Consider the following 14,871-nt stretch of genomic DNA (forward strand, 5'->3'; position numbering starts at 1 on the left):
GGCTTTTATGGTGTATACATGAGATAACATGTAGAAAGAGGGATAATAGCTTGAAGATAGTTAATAGAGAATGAGGTTTCTTCTCTAAACCAATTACACGGGGACATTTACTTTAAAGATAAAAAATTTATAGACAAGTTCTTTGTAACAAAAGCTCTAGATTGGTTCAACTGAATTTTATTAGGTAGTTCTAATTTAAAAGATAGCAAGATATTCAAAAACATCTTTTATCTCGAACTGACTCTAGATCAGCATATCGTAACATAATTTACATTTCCATATAACGCGTAACCCCATGTTATTTAACATTTACATGGGGTTTATAAATCAAAGAAATCTTGAATTTGCTTGTTTTTATCCATTTTCTTTACCGCACCCATAAGTTTCTTCAAAACTACAGGCGATGGTATATAGTCTTTTTTGTTGCAGATCCTCCAAATTGTATTACTTGACACTTTACTTCTCTCTGCAAATTCCACTTGGGTTATCCCCTCTTGATCTAGCCAGCGTCCAAATTTACTTCTTTTAGGATTCTTCCACCAAAACACTTCTATCACTCTCCTTTTTTATTAGCTTGTCCATTTCTTATCAAATCTAATCAAACTTGGAGAGAAAATGAGCATAAAGAGGCAATTTAGACATAGAATAGAAGAAATATAAGCCTTTCATGTATCTTGTCGAGATTTTTGTCATAATCATATAGCATGAATACAGTTAAGACCGCCTTATAGACTGATACATATTGGGCGGTCTTTGTTATCGATATTCTTTGAAATTGAGCTTCACACAAAAAAACCTTTTCCCTCTAGGTAGAGGAAAAGGTTTTTTTGTGTGAATATTAGATAATGAGATGCCACCCATTGTAGTAAATCATTTTTCAAAAAAGGTTTTTAACCACTTATAAAAACTCTTCTTTTGTTGTTGTGCTTTTTTTAACGCTCGAATTTCACGAGCCATTGAGATTAATTGACGTTCGCGTTCCTCAAATTTTGCATCGATATAGCTTTGTATCTCTTTCATTTGTATCTCAAGTGGTTCTAAGCTAAGGGTTTGTTTTTTAGTTGAAATGTTCGATGGAGTGTCTGGTACTAAGTTGAATTTTTTTGCAACGGTTATAACGGCTTTTTCTAAGGTCATTTCGGGATGAGCATAAATTCTTTTTAGTTCATGAAAGATGGTAACGTCGTCATTTGTATAAGCTAATCTACCTTGTTTTTTAGTAAATTGCACACCAATTTTGGCAAAATGGAAGTTGTATTTTCGTATAGTTGATATGGGCAAACCAAGTATATCGGCTAATTCTTCGGTGGTATATGCTGCTTCTGCGGTTATGACTCTCAACATATGATCACCTCCTCTTATCAAGAGAACTATTCTAGGTATATACATAAAAACCTTCAAATAATAAGAGAACCATATTTGGTATTTTGTCATTTTGCCGTTAATGTACCAAGGAACAGTTTTAGCTGCAGGTAAGATAGTGCGTTCACCTATTTATTTCATGAATTAAATAGGTGCCACACTTCCTCATTGCAATGGTTTCTCCTGCTTTAGCTTCTTTCTGTAATCACTTTTCATCTTCATTTACATTTTTTTAATTCATGTTTTACCGATTAATAATCGACAGCCTAGTATTCTCATAGCTATGGGATAATCCAGGTCCACGTGCTCGATAGTTGGGCTCTCTTTTTCATCTTGAGTCAAGGTGTTCTCCCTCTACACCATTCTACTCTCACTTTATTTACTTTTGATATTCATAGACAACAGGAACTTGATCCATTTTGACCGTTTTGGCCACCACATAACGACGGTATCCATCTTTTAAGATCTTTGATCCTTTTTCAATCGTCAACGGCTCATCTAAACGCCCTGTACGCTTCACAAAATCGATAACCTTTTGCGTTTTTTCAGGGTTTGGGCGTGTCTTTAAGAACTCTTCAGGAACAACAATATCATCAAAGTTCAATAGATCCTGAGTTCCCTTCGGTTGATTTGATAGTGTTGTCTTTTTTTCCTCAGCCTTTTTCTCTTCTGTAGGCGCTTGTTGTACTTCTGGCTGAATAGACTTTACTTCTTTCTTTTTTTCCTTTGCTGCAGGGTGAGAAACAGGTGCTTGTTCTTCTTCCTGTTTAGTAGATTCTGTGTTCTTTTGTGCTTGAGAAGGCGCAGAAGCCTCTTGTTTAGGTTCTTTTTTCTCATCTGACTGATTCTTCTCTTTATCATTTTTGTTCGGGAGAACGGTAATTTGAAAACAAATTACTCCTACTTCACCAGGGCATTCATCAATCGGAATATCCAGCGTTGGTTCCCCTTGAATTAAAATCTTTTCATGCATGATGCTTTTCTTCGTGAGGCCTGTTTTATTAAAGGCTTTCTTTGCAACAAACACGGTATACGAAATAAAGGTACTCTTCTTTAATCCTTTAGGCGCAGATGGTGACCCTTTTTCACGCATATCAAAGGCAACGTAGCGATCGTATTCTCGTAGTGGTCCTGTGGCTGATCCGGTTAACGTAATTTTATGTGGCATAATGTTCTCCTCCTGCGTAGATATATAATTATTTAGAACAATGTTCTAAATAAACACGATCTAATAATACTTCAGTTTCTAAGAGATTTCTTCACTTCTTATATTTTCTCCTATCGTACATATAAACAGAGACTATGGGCATACTTTTAGTATGGACTTGTAGCTCAATGGCAGAGCAGCCAGTCGTATTACAGTATACAACTTTGGCGTCTTGCGGGTTCAAATCCTGCCAAGTCCTTTCTTAAAACCAAGAATAAGTTAAAAAGCAAAGGTCCTGATTATACTTGGATTGTTTTTAAAAATTAAGAAGCTGGTTCTTTTAATTTAGCATATTGGTGCAATAAATCTTGTTCCTCAGGTGTTAATACTTGTCCTAAATCTTGTTTCAATTCAGCCATTTCTAACGAACTGTACCTAGAACTGTGTTCCTCCAACAAGTTCTCTTCTTCTGGCGTGAGCTCTTGTCCTAAATCTTGCTTTAACTGAATCATTTCAAGCTGTTGATCCAAAGAAATCTCTGTTTCTTTTGTAGCTTCTTCTTGCTGCTGCTGTTCAGCTTTTAACCAATTTGGAACCAATTCCTTACGGATAATCCGTTTTGGTGTAGCCATTGTTATTTCTTTGCTTTCGTTATGTATAACTTCTTGTTGGTTTGCGTATACTGATGAATAATCCTGCTCTTTAGGCTTTGCTAATTCATAGAATTGATTTTTCGCAATTTGATAGATTAATCGACACATATCCCGTAGGGATAAAGGATTGCCTTGTTGATTGGCTTCATGGACATATTTATCTAATCCGACAATGGATGTATACGCAATGTCATGTACTTGCTCTTTTTTAATCTCAATCTCTGTATCTCGTTTTACTGCCTTTGCAGCATTTTGAATACGAGCATAGAAGTCTTGTAGTTGATGTCCATACTTACCTGCATAGACTTGATTGACTTTCTTAGGCACACCTTTGATATAGGTGAAGGACTGTGAAACAGACATTAAATGATTATTTATATGATTTACAGGTAAATCAAGGTTAATAAAGGCATCAGGTGATTTATCGGCCTCTAAGCTTGGTGTATCAACGTTTTCAGTGCTTTCTGGATGCGTCACAGGACGTGTCACAGGAGTGGTCATTTCTTCTTGCTGAGGCGTTTGTACACCTGTTGTATCATGAGCAAAAAAGATTTCGTCGCAAATGTGCTGAAAGTTTTTATGGCTTTTAAGGATAAAGACATAACTGTCAGGATGAGTACCTGTTGCATCTTCTTTAATGTATCGTGCCACAAGTATAAAGGGTGTCGCTTTTAACGAGCGTACAAAACGAGAAACCGTACTTTTGGACACATTAAATTTCTTCATGAGCGTTTCAGAACGGATCGCTTGAATGCCCGTAGCCATTAGGTTATAGATGACATGATCAAGCATTTCCATTCTCTTTTTAGGAAATTCTTTATGTATAGCAGATTGTTGTTGTTTAAAGTGAGTACGAAGACTTTCTAAAAACTCTTCTTTCTTTTTCCGAAGTGTGGACTTGTGGGTCCATAACCATTTGAACCGTCCATTGAAGGTATCTACATCTTTTAAATAGCAGGTCAATATCTTTGTCATCTGTTCAACGTCTCCTTTTAGGAACAAAAAAAGACACTGTTTCCCTGGAAAAAGGAAAACAATGTCTGTATTTTTGATGAACTAAGCCCTTGAAATACATTACATTTTGGGATAAAATAAACCTATAGATTTATTTTATCTAAAAAATTAATGTAGAATCAAAGGACTTCGACAGGTGTTTTCCCTACTGTGTTTAGGGGAGACGGTTTAAGAGTGTTAGGCGCACTTCTTAAACAGTTGAAGTCTTTTTTCTATTCCGATCATTTTTATTAGTTACATTATAGCGTTAATTCTTCTCATAATTCAATAAAAATTAAAAATATATGTTAAAACAATTATTTTTAACTATTTTTTTTATTAAATATATAAATCATATGATATAATTATTGTTTTTCATTATCTTATAAAAATTATTTGTATTTAATTCTATTCTCTTATGATACTTAAAGGTTCAAATAAAAAGGACGTTCCTACACACATAGAAACGTCCTTTTTATTTGGAGTGGACTACCAGAACTTCCACCATTTCTTATTCTCTTTTTTTTGTTCCTCCATAGCTTGTTCTAAAGTCCCTACAGTTTCAATCATTGATTTTCTTTCTTCTTGTAATGCTCTTATGGATTCCATAAAATTTCTATCGCGTTCATTTAGACGATGATCAATGTATTCAGTCTGTTTTTGAACTACTTCTTTTAATAGCTTTAATTCTTCATTCTGTTCATGATTGATTTTTTCTAGCTGATCAAACCGTTCGTTCCATGTTTTTACCATGTCTACCATATTTACAGATAGTGTTTCATCCCTATTATCAGTGTTTTCTTCGTCAGAAACATTGATAACCATAGCTATTCCATTTTCTTCAAGATACTTGTTTACTTCAATTTCATTTTTATTGTCGCTATAAAGTTTTTTAATAAGTTTAAGAACTTTTAAAGAATCATGATATATGTAGTATTTTCCTCTATTTCCCTGTTTCACTACAAGAAAATCTTCATGTCGCCTAATATAGCGTTTTAAAGTGTTTTCAGATACTTCAAATTTACTAACTAAATCACTTACAGCGAACCATTCTTGTACTTCTTCCATCAATCTCACCTTCTTTTTCTGTTCATCTATCAATTTACCATCCATGCATAGTATAAGGAAATATTTATATTCTGTGATTTTAAACTAAACATTCTATCCACCTGTCTAAATTGTGTAAATGGTTAATATGAGGTGATTATCATACGAAACCATAATGAGTTTTAACTAATTTCCTAAGTAGGTATTTTAAGGTAATCTCAATTAATATTATCTTTCTATCTATCTACTCACTATCCGTTTACTAATGATAATTCTCCATAGATCACTATTTTACCTTTGTTTCTTAGAATAATAAATAAAAAATACAATAAAACAGGACGGAAATAACATCCATCTATCCATCTATCTACGACTTAATTAACGTGAATATATTAGTTAGTATGCATTTGAGATAGTTATGCTATTTAGTATGAGTAATATTTAAAAACCATTGGATTTCATGCTTTTTTCTTATATTCATCTATCTACCGATCATCTAACTAAGTGGAATAACCTTTTGAGATAAAATAATAAGTTTAACTTTGGTTTAACTTCAATAGGATTCCTAATCTTAAGATCAGGTATCAACCAATAACAAGTTTAACTTAAGTTAAACTTGTTATTGGTTGATACTATGGTGGATTATTAATAGTGTAGGTAATCTGCAAAGGGAATTTTTATAAAGGGGAGCTTATTATATAATTATCAGGTTTAATATAAATCTGTGTTTTAGCTACTACAAGTTCTTTTGAGTATTTTGATCTCGGATTTGATAGAGATTCATTATGAATCAAAACATCTCTTGTATTTTTAATATTAATAGGAAAGTACATGTCCCTTTTTTTAATGAACACAATACAGAAATGTGCTAATCATAACTTTATGTAAATTAGAAGTTTAAACAACAGGAACTTAACTTAAGTATTTTAAGTTCTGCTTCAAATGAAATGTAAAAAAATCAGAGTGCAGTTGTAAATCTAAAGGATATGAAATCCCTGTATGTGGTTTTCTTTTCCACTTATAAAAGATAGTGATCCCAAGATTTACGCGATGATGCTAACTTTCTTTGTTCTCAGAGAAAAAGGAATGTAACTATTGTAAGCACTATAAAAGAAACATATTTTGAAGAAAAATTCTACGAAGAAATAATACATGGTACGATCTTAAAAGAAGAAGATAAAGATCTGAAAAAACAATTAAGTAAAGTTCGTCCTTCTGCGCAAGAACAACAAAAACGAGATTACTTGAATACTGTTAAACAGTTTATTGATGTGTCTTATCACCGTGAAAAAGATGAATTTGAGGATCGGAAAAAGATCGCAAAAGCCATCATGGATAAAGAACTCTATGAGCAGTTTTATCCTTCTGAAAAGTTCGTATATGGAGATAGTTACACCTCCACTCCAAACGATTTACAGCTTTATGTTCAACAATATGATGGAGGTCAGGAAGAAGTGGAGGTCATTGCGGAATTTACACATCATCTTGTGATAAAGGATGAAAATGTGGACGATCAAACGCATGACATTGTTAAAGTTTCTCTACGAAAAGAAGCGAACAATGGGTGGTTTATAGTATTGAAGAATTGAAAACAGAAATGATGAAATGAGGTGGAACAGGTGGCATTTAAGAAGCAACTGGAAGACTATCGGTTTTTTATCCTTGCTGACATCAAAATTCTACTTAAAAACAGAAGATCCTTTGTATCATACCAAAACCTATGAGGCGGTTTCTTCCAACGTAACAGGAACAGTAACCATTGAGAATCGTGTGTATCATCCGGCTAATGCCTCACTGGATATGGTCATCAAAATGGATCAAACGGATGAAGAAGTAAGTTTTGTTGCACAAGAAAAAATAAATCCAAATGTGAAATTACCTATTCAATTGTTGGATGAAGGTGATGGCTATTACGTGGTAAGGATCAATCATTTATCTCCAAATTGGGAGGCACTAGCCTTTGATCTGTATCAAGAAAATGAAGAAAAAGAAACGGTAAACGTAGACGAAGTGACAACTAATTACGACATCAGTTCAACAGAAGAAATAGATGCTCATGCGTTAATTACAACGCTTTATTCCGACCAACGAAAAACGAAAAGCGAAGAAGGAAAAGGAACAAAAAGCAAACAAGAATATGTGCTTTTGGTCAATGATTTAGAAAAATAATTTGTTAAAAAGAAAATGAAAAACTATGAAAAAGCAATCACAGTAGAAGCCAAACATAAACGTCAAACGCAACAAGAAATGAACGAGTTACAACGTGATATGAAGTACCAAGTGAATGAGGAAAAAGCTGATACGGAATCAAAAATTGCGATGAAAAAGGATGCCATTCAGTCGAGTGATGAAAGCATTCAGCTCTATGAAGATGAACAAAAAAGTTTACAAGAAAGCTCCAAGAATTGAATGAAAAGCAACAAGATTTAGCCATGAAGTGAAAAAACACAGGGGGACGCAAAGGGGACATGGCTCCAAAATAGGGGGACATAAAGGGGACATTGGGATTTTAAAAGGGGACGTAAAAGGGACGTACACCAAAAAAAGGGGACGTAAAGGGGACATTTAGCGATTTTCTTTGTACCCACGGTTTTGCTAGGCTCTGCCTAGCCCCACACCTATGGTGGGGGCAAAAAACCCTTATGCTCTTCTCTCTTTTTTAGTGGAGAACCACAAATTACAGGAAAGGAACGAATGTCATGGATATGTTTTTACAAAATATCGGCCTGATTGTTGTTGAAAAAATAGATGAAATCGCGAAAGAAAAGAACATTTCTTTCCAAGAATTTTTAAAAGTCAACTTAAAAAGGAGAGAGGTACTGAGAGAGATAAAGGATTATGATAAAGGGAGAAAAGAGAAATCATAAAATAGATTTACGAATTTTTTTGCACGGAATAGTGGAGCACAATTTTAAAAGAACGGATTACAGTACAAGGAACGTTAAAAAAGCAAAAGTTTGAAAGTTAAGTGAAGAATGAAAAGTCTACTTTTTATATTTGGAAGGTAAGAAGAGGAAAAAGCAGCAAGCAATCGAAAGCTGTTTCTATGATTCCTCTTTTTAATGATTGATTGAGATAGCTGTGTAACACAAACGGGATGTAAACGATTATACATCCCGTCATGTGAAGAAGGAAAAAGTAGCTTTCAATGCAGCAAATGATCTTTAAGGAACACCTCATTTACGTAATTCCATTGCTCAATGAAACAGTAACTTGAAAAAGTATATTCTCTTTAACAAACACCTCATTTAAGCATTGAACTAAAAAATATACAATGTGAACGAAATCGTTCTTGGTCTGGGACAAACACCTCATTTGTATAGTTATAAATGAACATTATTGTCTACCCATTATATAGATTCTTACTACGTCCATGACTACCATCCCCTTATGAATCAAACATACATCGTTTTACAATAAGGTTTTCTGAAATATGCCTGCTGTAGACACCTCACCCCAAATGTAAGAAGCTTTGTAATGATTAGTTTAATCAATTACTTGTTTTCCTTCTTCCTTATATAGAATGTCCCAATAGCCTATTTATAATTCAGTAAAACTAATAGGGATTTTTGGGGCTGTATGCACCCTTTATTTACAAGGTAGCTTAACTAATGAAGTCTTATATAAATGGAAATTAGTTTTATTAGCTAATAACTAATAAAATGTATGCTAAGAGTATAATGAAATAAATAAAATATTTTTCAGAAAATATATTGACCTTTTAGTGAATATATTTTATTATTATAAAGCGTCGTTGAGACACAACAGTAACAACGAAGCTGGAAAAATAATTTTTAAAAAAGTTGTTGACATCACGTTGATAACTTGATAAGATAATAAAGTCGTTCAAGAGCGACGATTGAACTTTGAAAACTGAACAAAGCGACAAACGTCAACGTTAATTTTTTTATTTTATATGAGCAAGTCAAACATTTCTTCGGAGAGTTTGATCCTGGCTCAGGATGAACGCTGGCGGCGTGCCTAATACATGCAAGTCGAGCGAACTGATTAGAAGCTTGCTTCTATGACGTTAGCGGCGGACGGGTGAGTAACACGTGGGCAACCTACCTGTAAGACTGGGATAACTTCGGGAAACCGAAGCTAATACCGGATAGGATCTTCTCCTTCATGGGAGATGATTGAAAGATGGTTTCGGCTATCACTTACAGATGGGCCCGCGGTGCATTAGCTAGTTGGTGAGGTAACGGCTCACCAAGGCAACGATGCATAGCCGACCTGAGAGGGTGATCGGCCACACTGGGACTGAGACACGGCCCAGACTCCTACGGGAGGCAGCAGTAGGGAATCTTCCGCAATGGACGAAAGTCTGACGGAGCAACGCCGCGTGAGTGATGAAGGCTTTCGGGTCGTAAAACTCTGTTGTTAGGGAAGAACAAGTACGAGAGTAACTGCTCGTACCTTGACGGTACCTAACCAGAAAGCCACGGCTAACTACGTGCCAGCAGCCGCGGTAATACGTAGGTGGCAAGCGTTATCCGGAATTATTGGGCGTAAAGCGCGCGCAGGCGGTTTCTTAAGTCTGATGTGAAAGCCCACGGCTCAACCGTGGAGGGTCATTGGAAACTGGGGAACTTGAGTGCAGAAGAGAAAAGCGGAATTCCACGTGTAGCGGTGAAATGCGTAGAGATGTGGAGGAACACCAGTGGCGAAGGCGGCTTTTTGGTCTGTAACTGACGCTGAGGCGCGAAAGCGTGGGGAGCAAACAGGATTAGATACCCTGGTAGTCCACGCCGTAAACGATGAGTGCTAAGTGTTAGAGGGTTTCCGCCCTTTAGTGCTGCAGCTAACGCATTAAGCACTCCGCCTGGGGAGTACGGTCGCAAGACTGAAACTCAAAGGAATTGACGGGGGCCCGCACAAGCGGTGGAGCATGTGGTTTAATTCGAAGCAACGCGAAGAACCTTACCAGGTCTTGACATCCTCTGACAACTCTAGAGATAGAGCGTTCCCCTTCGGGGGACAGAGTGACAGGTGGTGCATGGTTGTCGTCAGCTCGTGTCGTGAGATGTTGGGTTAAGTCCCGCAACGAGCGCAACCCTTGATCTTAGTTGCCAGCATTAAGTTGGGCACTCTAAGGTGACTGCCGGTGACAAACCGGAGGAAGGTGGGGATGACGTCAAATCATCATGCCCCTTATGACCTGGGCTACACACGTGCTACAATGGATGGTACAAAGGGCTGCAAGACCGCGAGGTCAAGCCAATCCCATAAAACCATTCTCAGTTCGGATTGTAGGCTGCAACTCGCCTACATGAAGCTGGAATCGCTAGTAATCGCGGATCAGCATGCCGCGGTGAATACGTTCCCGGGCCTTGTACACACCGCCCGTCACACCACGAGAGTTTGTAACACCCGAAGTCGGTGGAGTAACCGTAAGGAGCTAGCCGCCTAAGGTGGGACAGATGATTGGGGTGAAGTCGTAACAAGGTAGCCGTATCGGAAGGTGCGGCTGGATCACCTCCTTTCTAAGGATTTTTATAAGACGTACGTTTTGACACTTTGTTCAGTTTTGAGAGTTCAATCTCTCAATTATAGAAAGCACACTACTTTCTTCTTATCTAATAAGAAGAATTTTGGTTGCGATTGTTCTTTGAAAACTAGATAACAGTAATAGCTGAGGAAAAGTGAAACTTTTCTTTAATCAAACCAATAAATAACACAACAGTATGTTGTACCATTTATTCGCTAATGGTTAAGTTAGAAAGGGCGCACGGTGAATGCCTTGGCACTAGGAGCCGATGAAGGACGGGACTAACACCGATATGCTTCGGGGAGCTGTAAGTGAGCTTTGATCCGGAGATTTCCGAATGGGGAAACCCACTGTTCGTAATGGAACAGTATCTTTATCTGAATACATAGGATATTGAAGGCAGACCCGGGGAACTGAAACATCTAAGTACCCGGAGGAAGAGAAAGCAAATGCGATTTCCTGAGTAGCGGCGAGCGAAACGGAATTAGCCCAAACCAAGAGGCTTGCCTCTTGGGGTTGTAGGACACTCTATACGGAGTTACAAAGGAACGAAGTAAATGAAGAGACCTGGAAAGGTCCGTCAAAGAAGGTAACAACCCTGTAGTTGAAACTTCGTTCCCTCTTGAGTGGATCCTGAGTACGGCGGAACACGTGAAATTCCGTCGGAATCTGGGAGGACCATCTCCCAAGGCTAAATACTCCCTAGTGACCGATAGTGAACCAGTACCGTGAGGGAAAGGTGAAAAGCACCCCGGAAGGGGAGTGAAAGAGATCCTGAAACCGTGTGCCTACAAGTAGTCAGAGCCCGTTAATGGGTGATGGCGTGCCTTTTGTAGAATGAACCGGCGAGTTACGATCCCATGCAAGGTTAAGCCGATAAGGCGGAGCCGTAGCGAAAGCGAGTCTGAATAGGGCGTTTAGTATGTGGTTGTAGACCCGAAACCAGGTGATCTACCCATGTCCAGGGTGAAGTTCAGGTAACACTGAATGGAGGCCCGAACCCACGCACGTTGAAAAGTGCGGGGATGAGGTGTGGGTAGCGGAGAAATTCCAATCGAACCTGGAGATAGCTGGTTCTCTCCGAAATAGCTTTAGGGCTAGCCTCATGTTGTAAGAGTCTTGGAGGTAGAGCACTGATTGGACTAGGGGCCCCCAACGGGTTACCGAATTCAGTCAAACTCCGAATGCCAAAGACTTATCCATGGGAGTCAGACTGCGAGTGATAAGATCCGTAGTCAAAAGGGAAACAGCCCAGACCACCAGCTAAGGTCCCCAAGTATACGTTAAGTGGAAAAGGATGTGGAGTTGCTTAGACAACCAGGATGTTGGCTTAGAAGCAGCCACCATTTAAAGAGTGCGTAATAGCTCACTGGTCGAGTGACTCTGCGCCGAAAATGTACCGGGGCTAAACGTATCACCGAAGCTGTGGATTGACATCTTAGATGTCAGTGGTAGGAGAGCGTTCTAAGTGCAGCGAAGTCAGACCGTAAGGACTGGTGGAGCGCTTAGAAGTGAGAATGCCGGTATGAGTAGCGAAAGACAAGTGAGAATCTTGTCCACCGAATGCCTAAGGTTTCCTGAGGAAGGCTCGTCCGCTCAGGGTTAGTCGGGACCTAAGCCGAGGCTGAAAAGCGTAGGCGATGGCCAACAGGTTGATATTCCTGTACCACCTCCCCGCCGTTTGAGTAATGGGGGGACGCAGTAGGATAGGGTAAGCGCGCTGCTGGATATGCGCGTTCAAGCAGTTAGGCTGATGAGTAGGCAAATCCGCTCATCATTAAGGCTGAGCTGTGATGACGAGGGAACTATAGTACCGAAGTTCCTGATTCCACACTGCCAAGAAAAGCCTCTAGCGAGGCGGGAGGTGCCCGTACCGCAAACCGACACAGGTAGGCGAGGAGAGAATCCTAAGGTGATCGAGAGAACTCTCGTTAAGGAACTCGGCAAAATGACCCCGTAACTTCGGGAGAAGGGGTGCTCTGGTAGGGTGTATAGCCCGAGAGAGCCGCAGTGAATAGGCCCAGGCGACTGTTTAGCAAAAACACAGGTCTCTGCGAAGCCGCAAGGCGAAGTATAGGGGCTGACGCCTGCCCGGTGCTGGAAGGTTAAGAGGAGGGGTTATCCTTCGGGAGAAGCTCTGAATCGAAGCCCCAGTAAACGGCGGCCGTAACTATAACGGTCCTAAGGTAGCGAAATTCCTTGTCGGGTAAGTTCCGACCCGCACGAAAGGCGTAACGATCTGGGCACTGTCTCAACGAGAGACTCGGTGAAATTATAGTACCTGTGAAGATGCAGGTTACCCGCGACAGGACGGAAAGACCCCGTGGAGCTTTACTGTAGCCTGATATTGAATTTTGGTACAGCTTGTACAGGATAGGTAGGAGCCTGAGAAGCCGGAGCGCTAGCTTCGGTGGAGGCGTCGGTGGGATACTACCCTGGCTGTATTGAAATTCTAACCCGCGGCCCTAATCGGGCCGGGAGACAGTGTCAGGTGGGCAGTTTGACTGGGGCGGTCGCCTCCTAAAATGTAACGGAGGCGCCCAAAGGTTCCCTCAGAATGGTTGGAAATCATTCGTAGAGTGTAAAGGCACAAGGGAGCTTGACTGCGAGACCTACAAGTCGAGCAGGGACGAAAGTCGGGCTTAGTGATCCGGTGGTTCCGCATGGAAGGGCCATCGCTCAACGGATAAAAGCTACCCCGGGGATAACAGGCTTATCTCCCCCAAGAGTCCACATCGACGGGGAGGTTTGGCACCTCGATGTCGGCTCATCGCATCCTGGGGCTGTAGTCGGTCCCAAGGGTTGGGCTGTTCGCCCATTAAAGCGGTACGCGAGCTGGGTTCAGAACGTCGTGAGACAGTTCGGTCCCTATCCGTCGTGGGCGTAGGAAATTTGAGAGGAGCTGTCCTTAGTACGAGAGGACCGGGATGGACACACCGCTGGTGTACCAGTTGTCTTGCCAAAGGCATCGCTGGGTAGCTATGTGTGGACGGGATAAGTGCTGAAAGCATCTAAGCATGAAGCCCCCCTCAAGATGAGATTTCCCATAGCGCAAGCTAGTAAGATCCCTGAAAGATGATCAGGTTGATAGGTCAGAGGTGGAAGCGTGGCGACATGTGTAGCTGACTGATACTAATCGATCGAGGACTTAACCAAACTTTAAAAGCGTAAGCTTTACTCAGCGAACTGTTATCTAGTTTTGAGAGAACAAAACTTTTCAAAAAAAGTCTTGCTTTCAATCATGTATAATATACTATGTCTGGTGGCGATAGCGAAGAGGTCACACCCGTTCCCATACCGAACACGGAAGTTAAGCTCTTTAGCGCCAATGGTAGTTGGGACTTTGTCCCTGTGAGAGTAGGACGTTGCCAGGCTTATATATCGGAGGATTAGCTCAGCTGGGAGAGCACCTGCCTTACAAGCAGGGGGTCGGCGGTTCGATCCCGTCATCCTCCACCACGACTATTTTTGCACGGTGTAGCTCAATTGGTAGAGCAACTGACTTGTAATCAGTAGGTTGGGGGTTCAAGTCCTCTTGCCGGCACCAGTTTTTTCGAGCCATTAGCTCAGTTGGTAGAGCATCTGACTTTTAATCAGAGGGTCGAAGGTTCGAGTCCTTCATGGCTCACCATTTATTCACACGCGGGTGTGGCGGAATTGGCAGACGCGCTAGACTTAGGATCTAGTGTCTTATGACGTGGGGGTTCAAGTCCCTTCACCCGCATCTTTACTTAATTTCATATATGCGCGGAAGTAGTTCAGTGGTAGAACACCACCTTGCCAAGGTGGGGGTCGCGAGTTCGAACCTCGTCTTCCGCTCCACATATATAAGTCCTGCCGGGGTGGTGGAATTGGCAGACACACAGGACTTAAAATCCTGCGGTAGGTGACTACCGTGCCGGTTCAAGTCCGGCCCTCGGCACCATTTTAATAAGCGCCCGTAGCTCAATTGGATAGAGCGTTTGACTACGGATCAAAAGGTTAGGGGTTCGACTCCTCTCGGGCGCGCCATAAACGGGAAGTAGCTCAGCTTGGTAGAGCACTTGGTTTGGGACCAAGGGGTCGCAGGTTCGAATCCTGTCTTCCCGACCACTTATGGGGCCTTAGCTCAGCTGGGAGAGCGCCTGCCTTGCACGCAGGAGGTCAGCGGTTCGATCCCGCTAGGCTCCACCATTAAA

At 40.5% G+C, this 14,871-nt stretch carries 9 protein-coding genes, 9 tRNA genes, 3 rRNA genes and 1 pseudogene; 17 read left to right on the top strand and 5 right to left on the bottom strand.

The features are described from left to right. Positions 1-320: 320 nt before the first annotated feature. From ACLHDF_RS27620 to ACLHDF_RS27630, 3 genes are all read right to left on the bottom strand, one after another. Positions 321-548 carry a helix-turn-helix domain-containing protein gene (locus tag ACLHDF_RS27620; RefSeq protein WP_413921657.1) on the bottom strand — a complete coding sequence of 76 codons (228 nt, stop codon included), beginning with the start codon at positions 546-548 and terminating at the stop codon, positions 321-323. A 322-nt stretch (positions 549-870) separates the two neighbouring features. After that, positions 871-1,344, bottom strand: a complete 474-nt coding sequence (locus ACLHDF_RS27625; RefSeq protein ID WP_413921658.1) for a hypothetical protein — start codon at positions 1,342-1,344, stop codon at positions 871-873. A 397-nt stretch (positions 1,345-1,741) separates the two neighbouring features. Continuing rightward, positions 1,742-2,530: a plasmid stabilization protein gene (locus ACLHDF_RS27630; RefSeq protein WP_413921659.1), complete on the bottom strand. Its 789-nt coding sequence runs from the start codon at positions 2,528-2,530 to the stop codon at positions 1,742-1,744. Positions 2,531-2,683: 153 nt separating this feature from the next. Here ACLHDF_RS27630 and ACLHDF_RS27635 point away from each other — a divergent pair. Further along, positions 2,684-2,768 (top strand): annotated as a pseudogene (locus tag ACLHDF_RS27635). 64 nt (positions 2,769-2,832) lie between these two features. Here ACLHDF_RS27635 and ACLHDF_RS27640 read toward each other — a convergent pair. Next, a complete protein-coding gene (locus ACLHDF_RS27640) occupies positions 2,833-4,137 on the bottom strand; it encodes a replication protein (protein ID WP_413921660.1) in 1,305 nt (434 codons plus the stop codon). Positions 4,138-4,644: 507 nt separating this feature from the next. Continuing rightward, complete coding sequence (locus ACLHDF_RS27645; RefSeq protein ID WP_413921661.1) at positions 4,645-5,223, bottom strand: hypothetical protein; 579 nt, start codon at positions 5,221-5,223, stop codon at positions 4,645-4,647. A 1,223-nt stretch (positions 5,224-6,446) separates the two neighbouring features. On the opposite strand from ACLHDF_RS27645, the gene ACLHDF_RS27650 reads away from it, so the two are divergent. The 16 genes from ACLHDF_RS27650 (at position 6,447) to ACLHDF_RS27725 (ending at position 14,866) form a co-directional block, all read left to right on the top strand. Further along, positions 6,447-6,791 carry a hypothetical protein gene (locus tag ACLHDF_RS27650; protein ID WP_413921662.1) on the top strand — a complete coding sequence of 115 codons (345 nt, stop codon included), beginning with the start codon at positions 6,447-6,449 and terminating at the stop codon, positions 6,789-6,791. 16 nt (positions 6,792-6,807) lie between these two features. Next, positions 6,808-7,371 carry a hypothetical protein gene (locus ACLHDF_RS27655; protein WP_413921663.1) on the top strand — a complete coding sequence of 188 codons (564 nt, stop codon included), beginning with the start codon at positions 6,808-6,810 and terminating at the stop codon, positions 7,369-7,371. Positions 7,372-7,386: 15 nt separating this feature from the next. Beyond that, the gene (locus tag ACLHDF_RS27660; protein WP_413921664.1) at positions 7,387-7,611 is read left to right on the top strand and encodes a hypothetical protein; all 225 of its coding nucleotides are present in this window, start codon (positions 7,387-7,389) and stop codon (positions 7,609-7,611) included. Between the two features lie 290 nt (positions 7,612-7,901). Next, complete coding sequence (locus tag ACLHDF_RS27665; RefSeq protein ID WP_413921665.1) at positions 7,902-8,069, top strand: hypothetical protein; 168 nt, start codon at positions 7,902-7,904, stop codon at positions 8,067-8,069. Between the two features lie 1,067 nt (positions 8,070-9,136). Continuing rightward, a 16S ribosomal RNA gene (locus ACLHDF_RS27670) occupies positions 9,137-10,688 on the top strand. A gap of 225 nt (positions 10,689-10,913) precedes the next feature. Continuing rightward, positions 10,914-13,849, top strand: a 23S ribosomal RNA gene (locus tag ACLHDF_RS27675). 102 nt (positions 13,850-13,951) lie between these two features. Beyond that, positions 13,952-14,067 (top strand): 5S ribosomal RNA (gene rrf, locus ACLHDF_RS27680). Together the 16S, 23S and 5S rRNA genes with 9 tRNA genes alongside form the textbook arrangement of a ribosomal RNA operon. 9 nt (positions 14,068-14,076) lie before the next feature. Beyond that, positions 14,077-14,152 (top strand) — tRNA-Val (locus ACLHDF_RS27685). A gap of 11 nt (positions 14,153-14,163) precedes the next feature. Beyond that, positions 14,164-14,240: transfer RNA gene (locus ACLHDF_RS27690), tRNA-Thr, on the top strand. 8 nt (positions 14,241-14,248) lie between these two features. Next, positions 14,249-14,324 (top strand) — tRNA-Lys (locus ACLHDF_RS27695). 11 nt (positions 14,325-14,335) lie between these two features. Next, positions 14,336-14,417 (top strand) — tRNA-Leu (locus ACLHDF_RS27700). Between the two features lie 23 nt (positions 14,418-14,440). After that, positions 14,441-14,515: transfer RNA gene (locus tag ACLHDF_RS27705), tRNA-Gly, on the top strand. A 14-nt stretch (positions 14,516-14,529) separates the two neighbouring features. Continuing rightward, positions 14,530-14,618 (top strand) — tRNA-Leu (locus ACLHDF_RS27710). A gap of 9 nt (positions 14,619-14,627) precedes the next feature. Beyond that, positions 14,628-14,704: transfer RNA gene (locus ACLHDF_RS27715), tRNA-Arg, on the top strand. Between the two features lie 4 nt (positions 14,705-14,708). Further along, a tRNA-Pro gene (locus ACLHDF_RS27720) sits at positions 14,709-14,785 on the top strand. A 5-nt stretch (positions 14,786-14,790) separates the two neighbouring features. Next, a tRNA-Ala gene (locus ACLHDF_RS27725) sits at positions 14,791-14,866 on the top strand. The last annotated feature ends 5 nt before the right edge of the window (positions 14,867-14,871 follow it).

The sequence above is a fragment of the Priestia megaterium genome (assembly GCF_046599315.1).
Lineage (GTDB): Bacteria > Bacillota > Bacilli > Bacillales > Bacillaceae_H > Priestia > Priestia megaterium_F.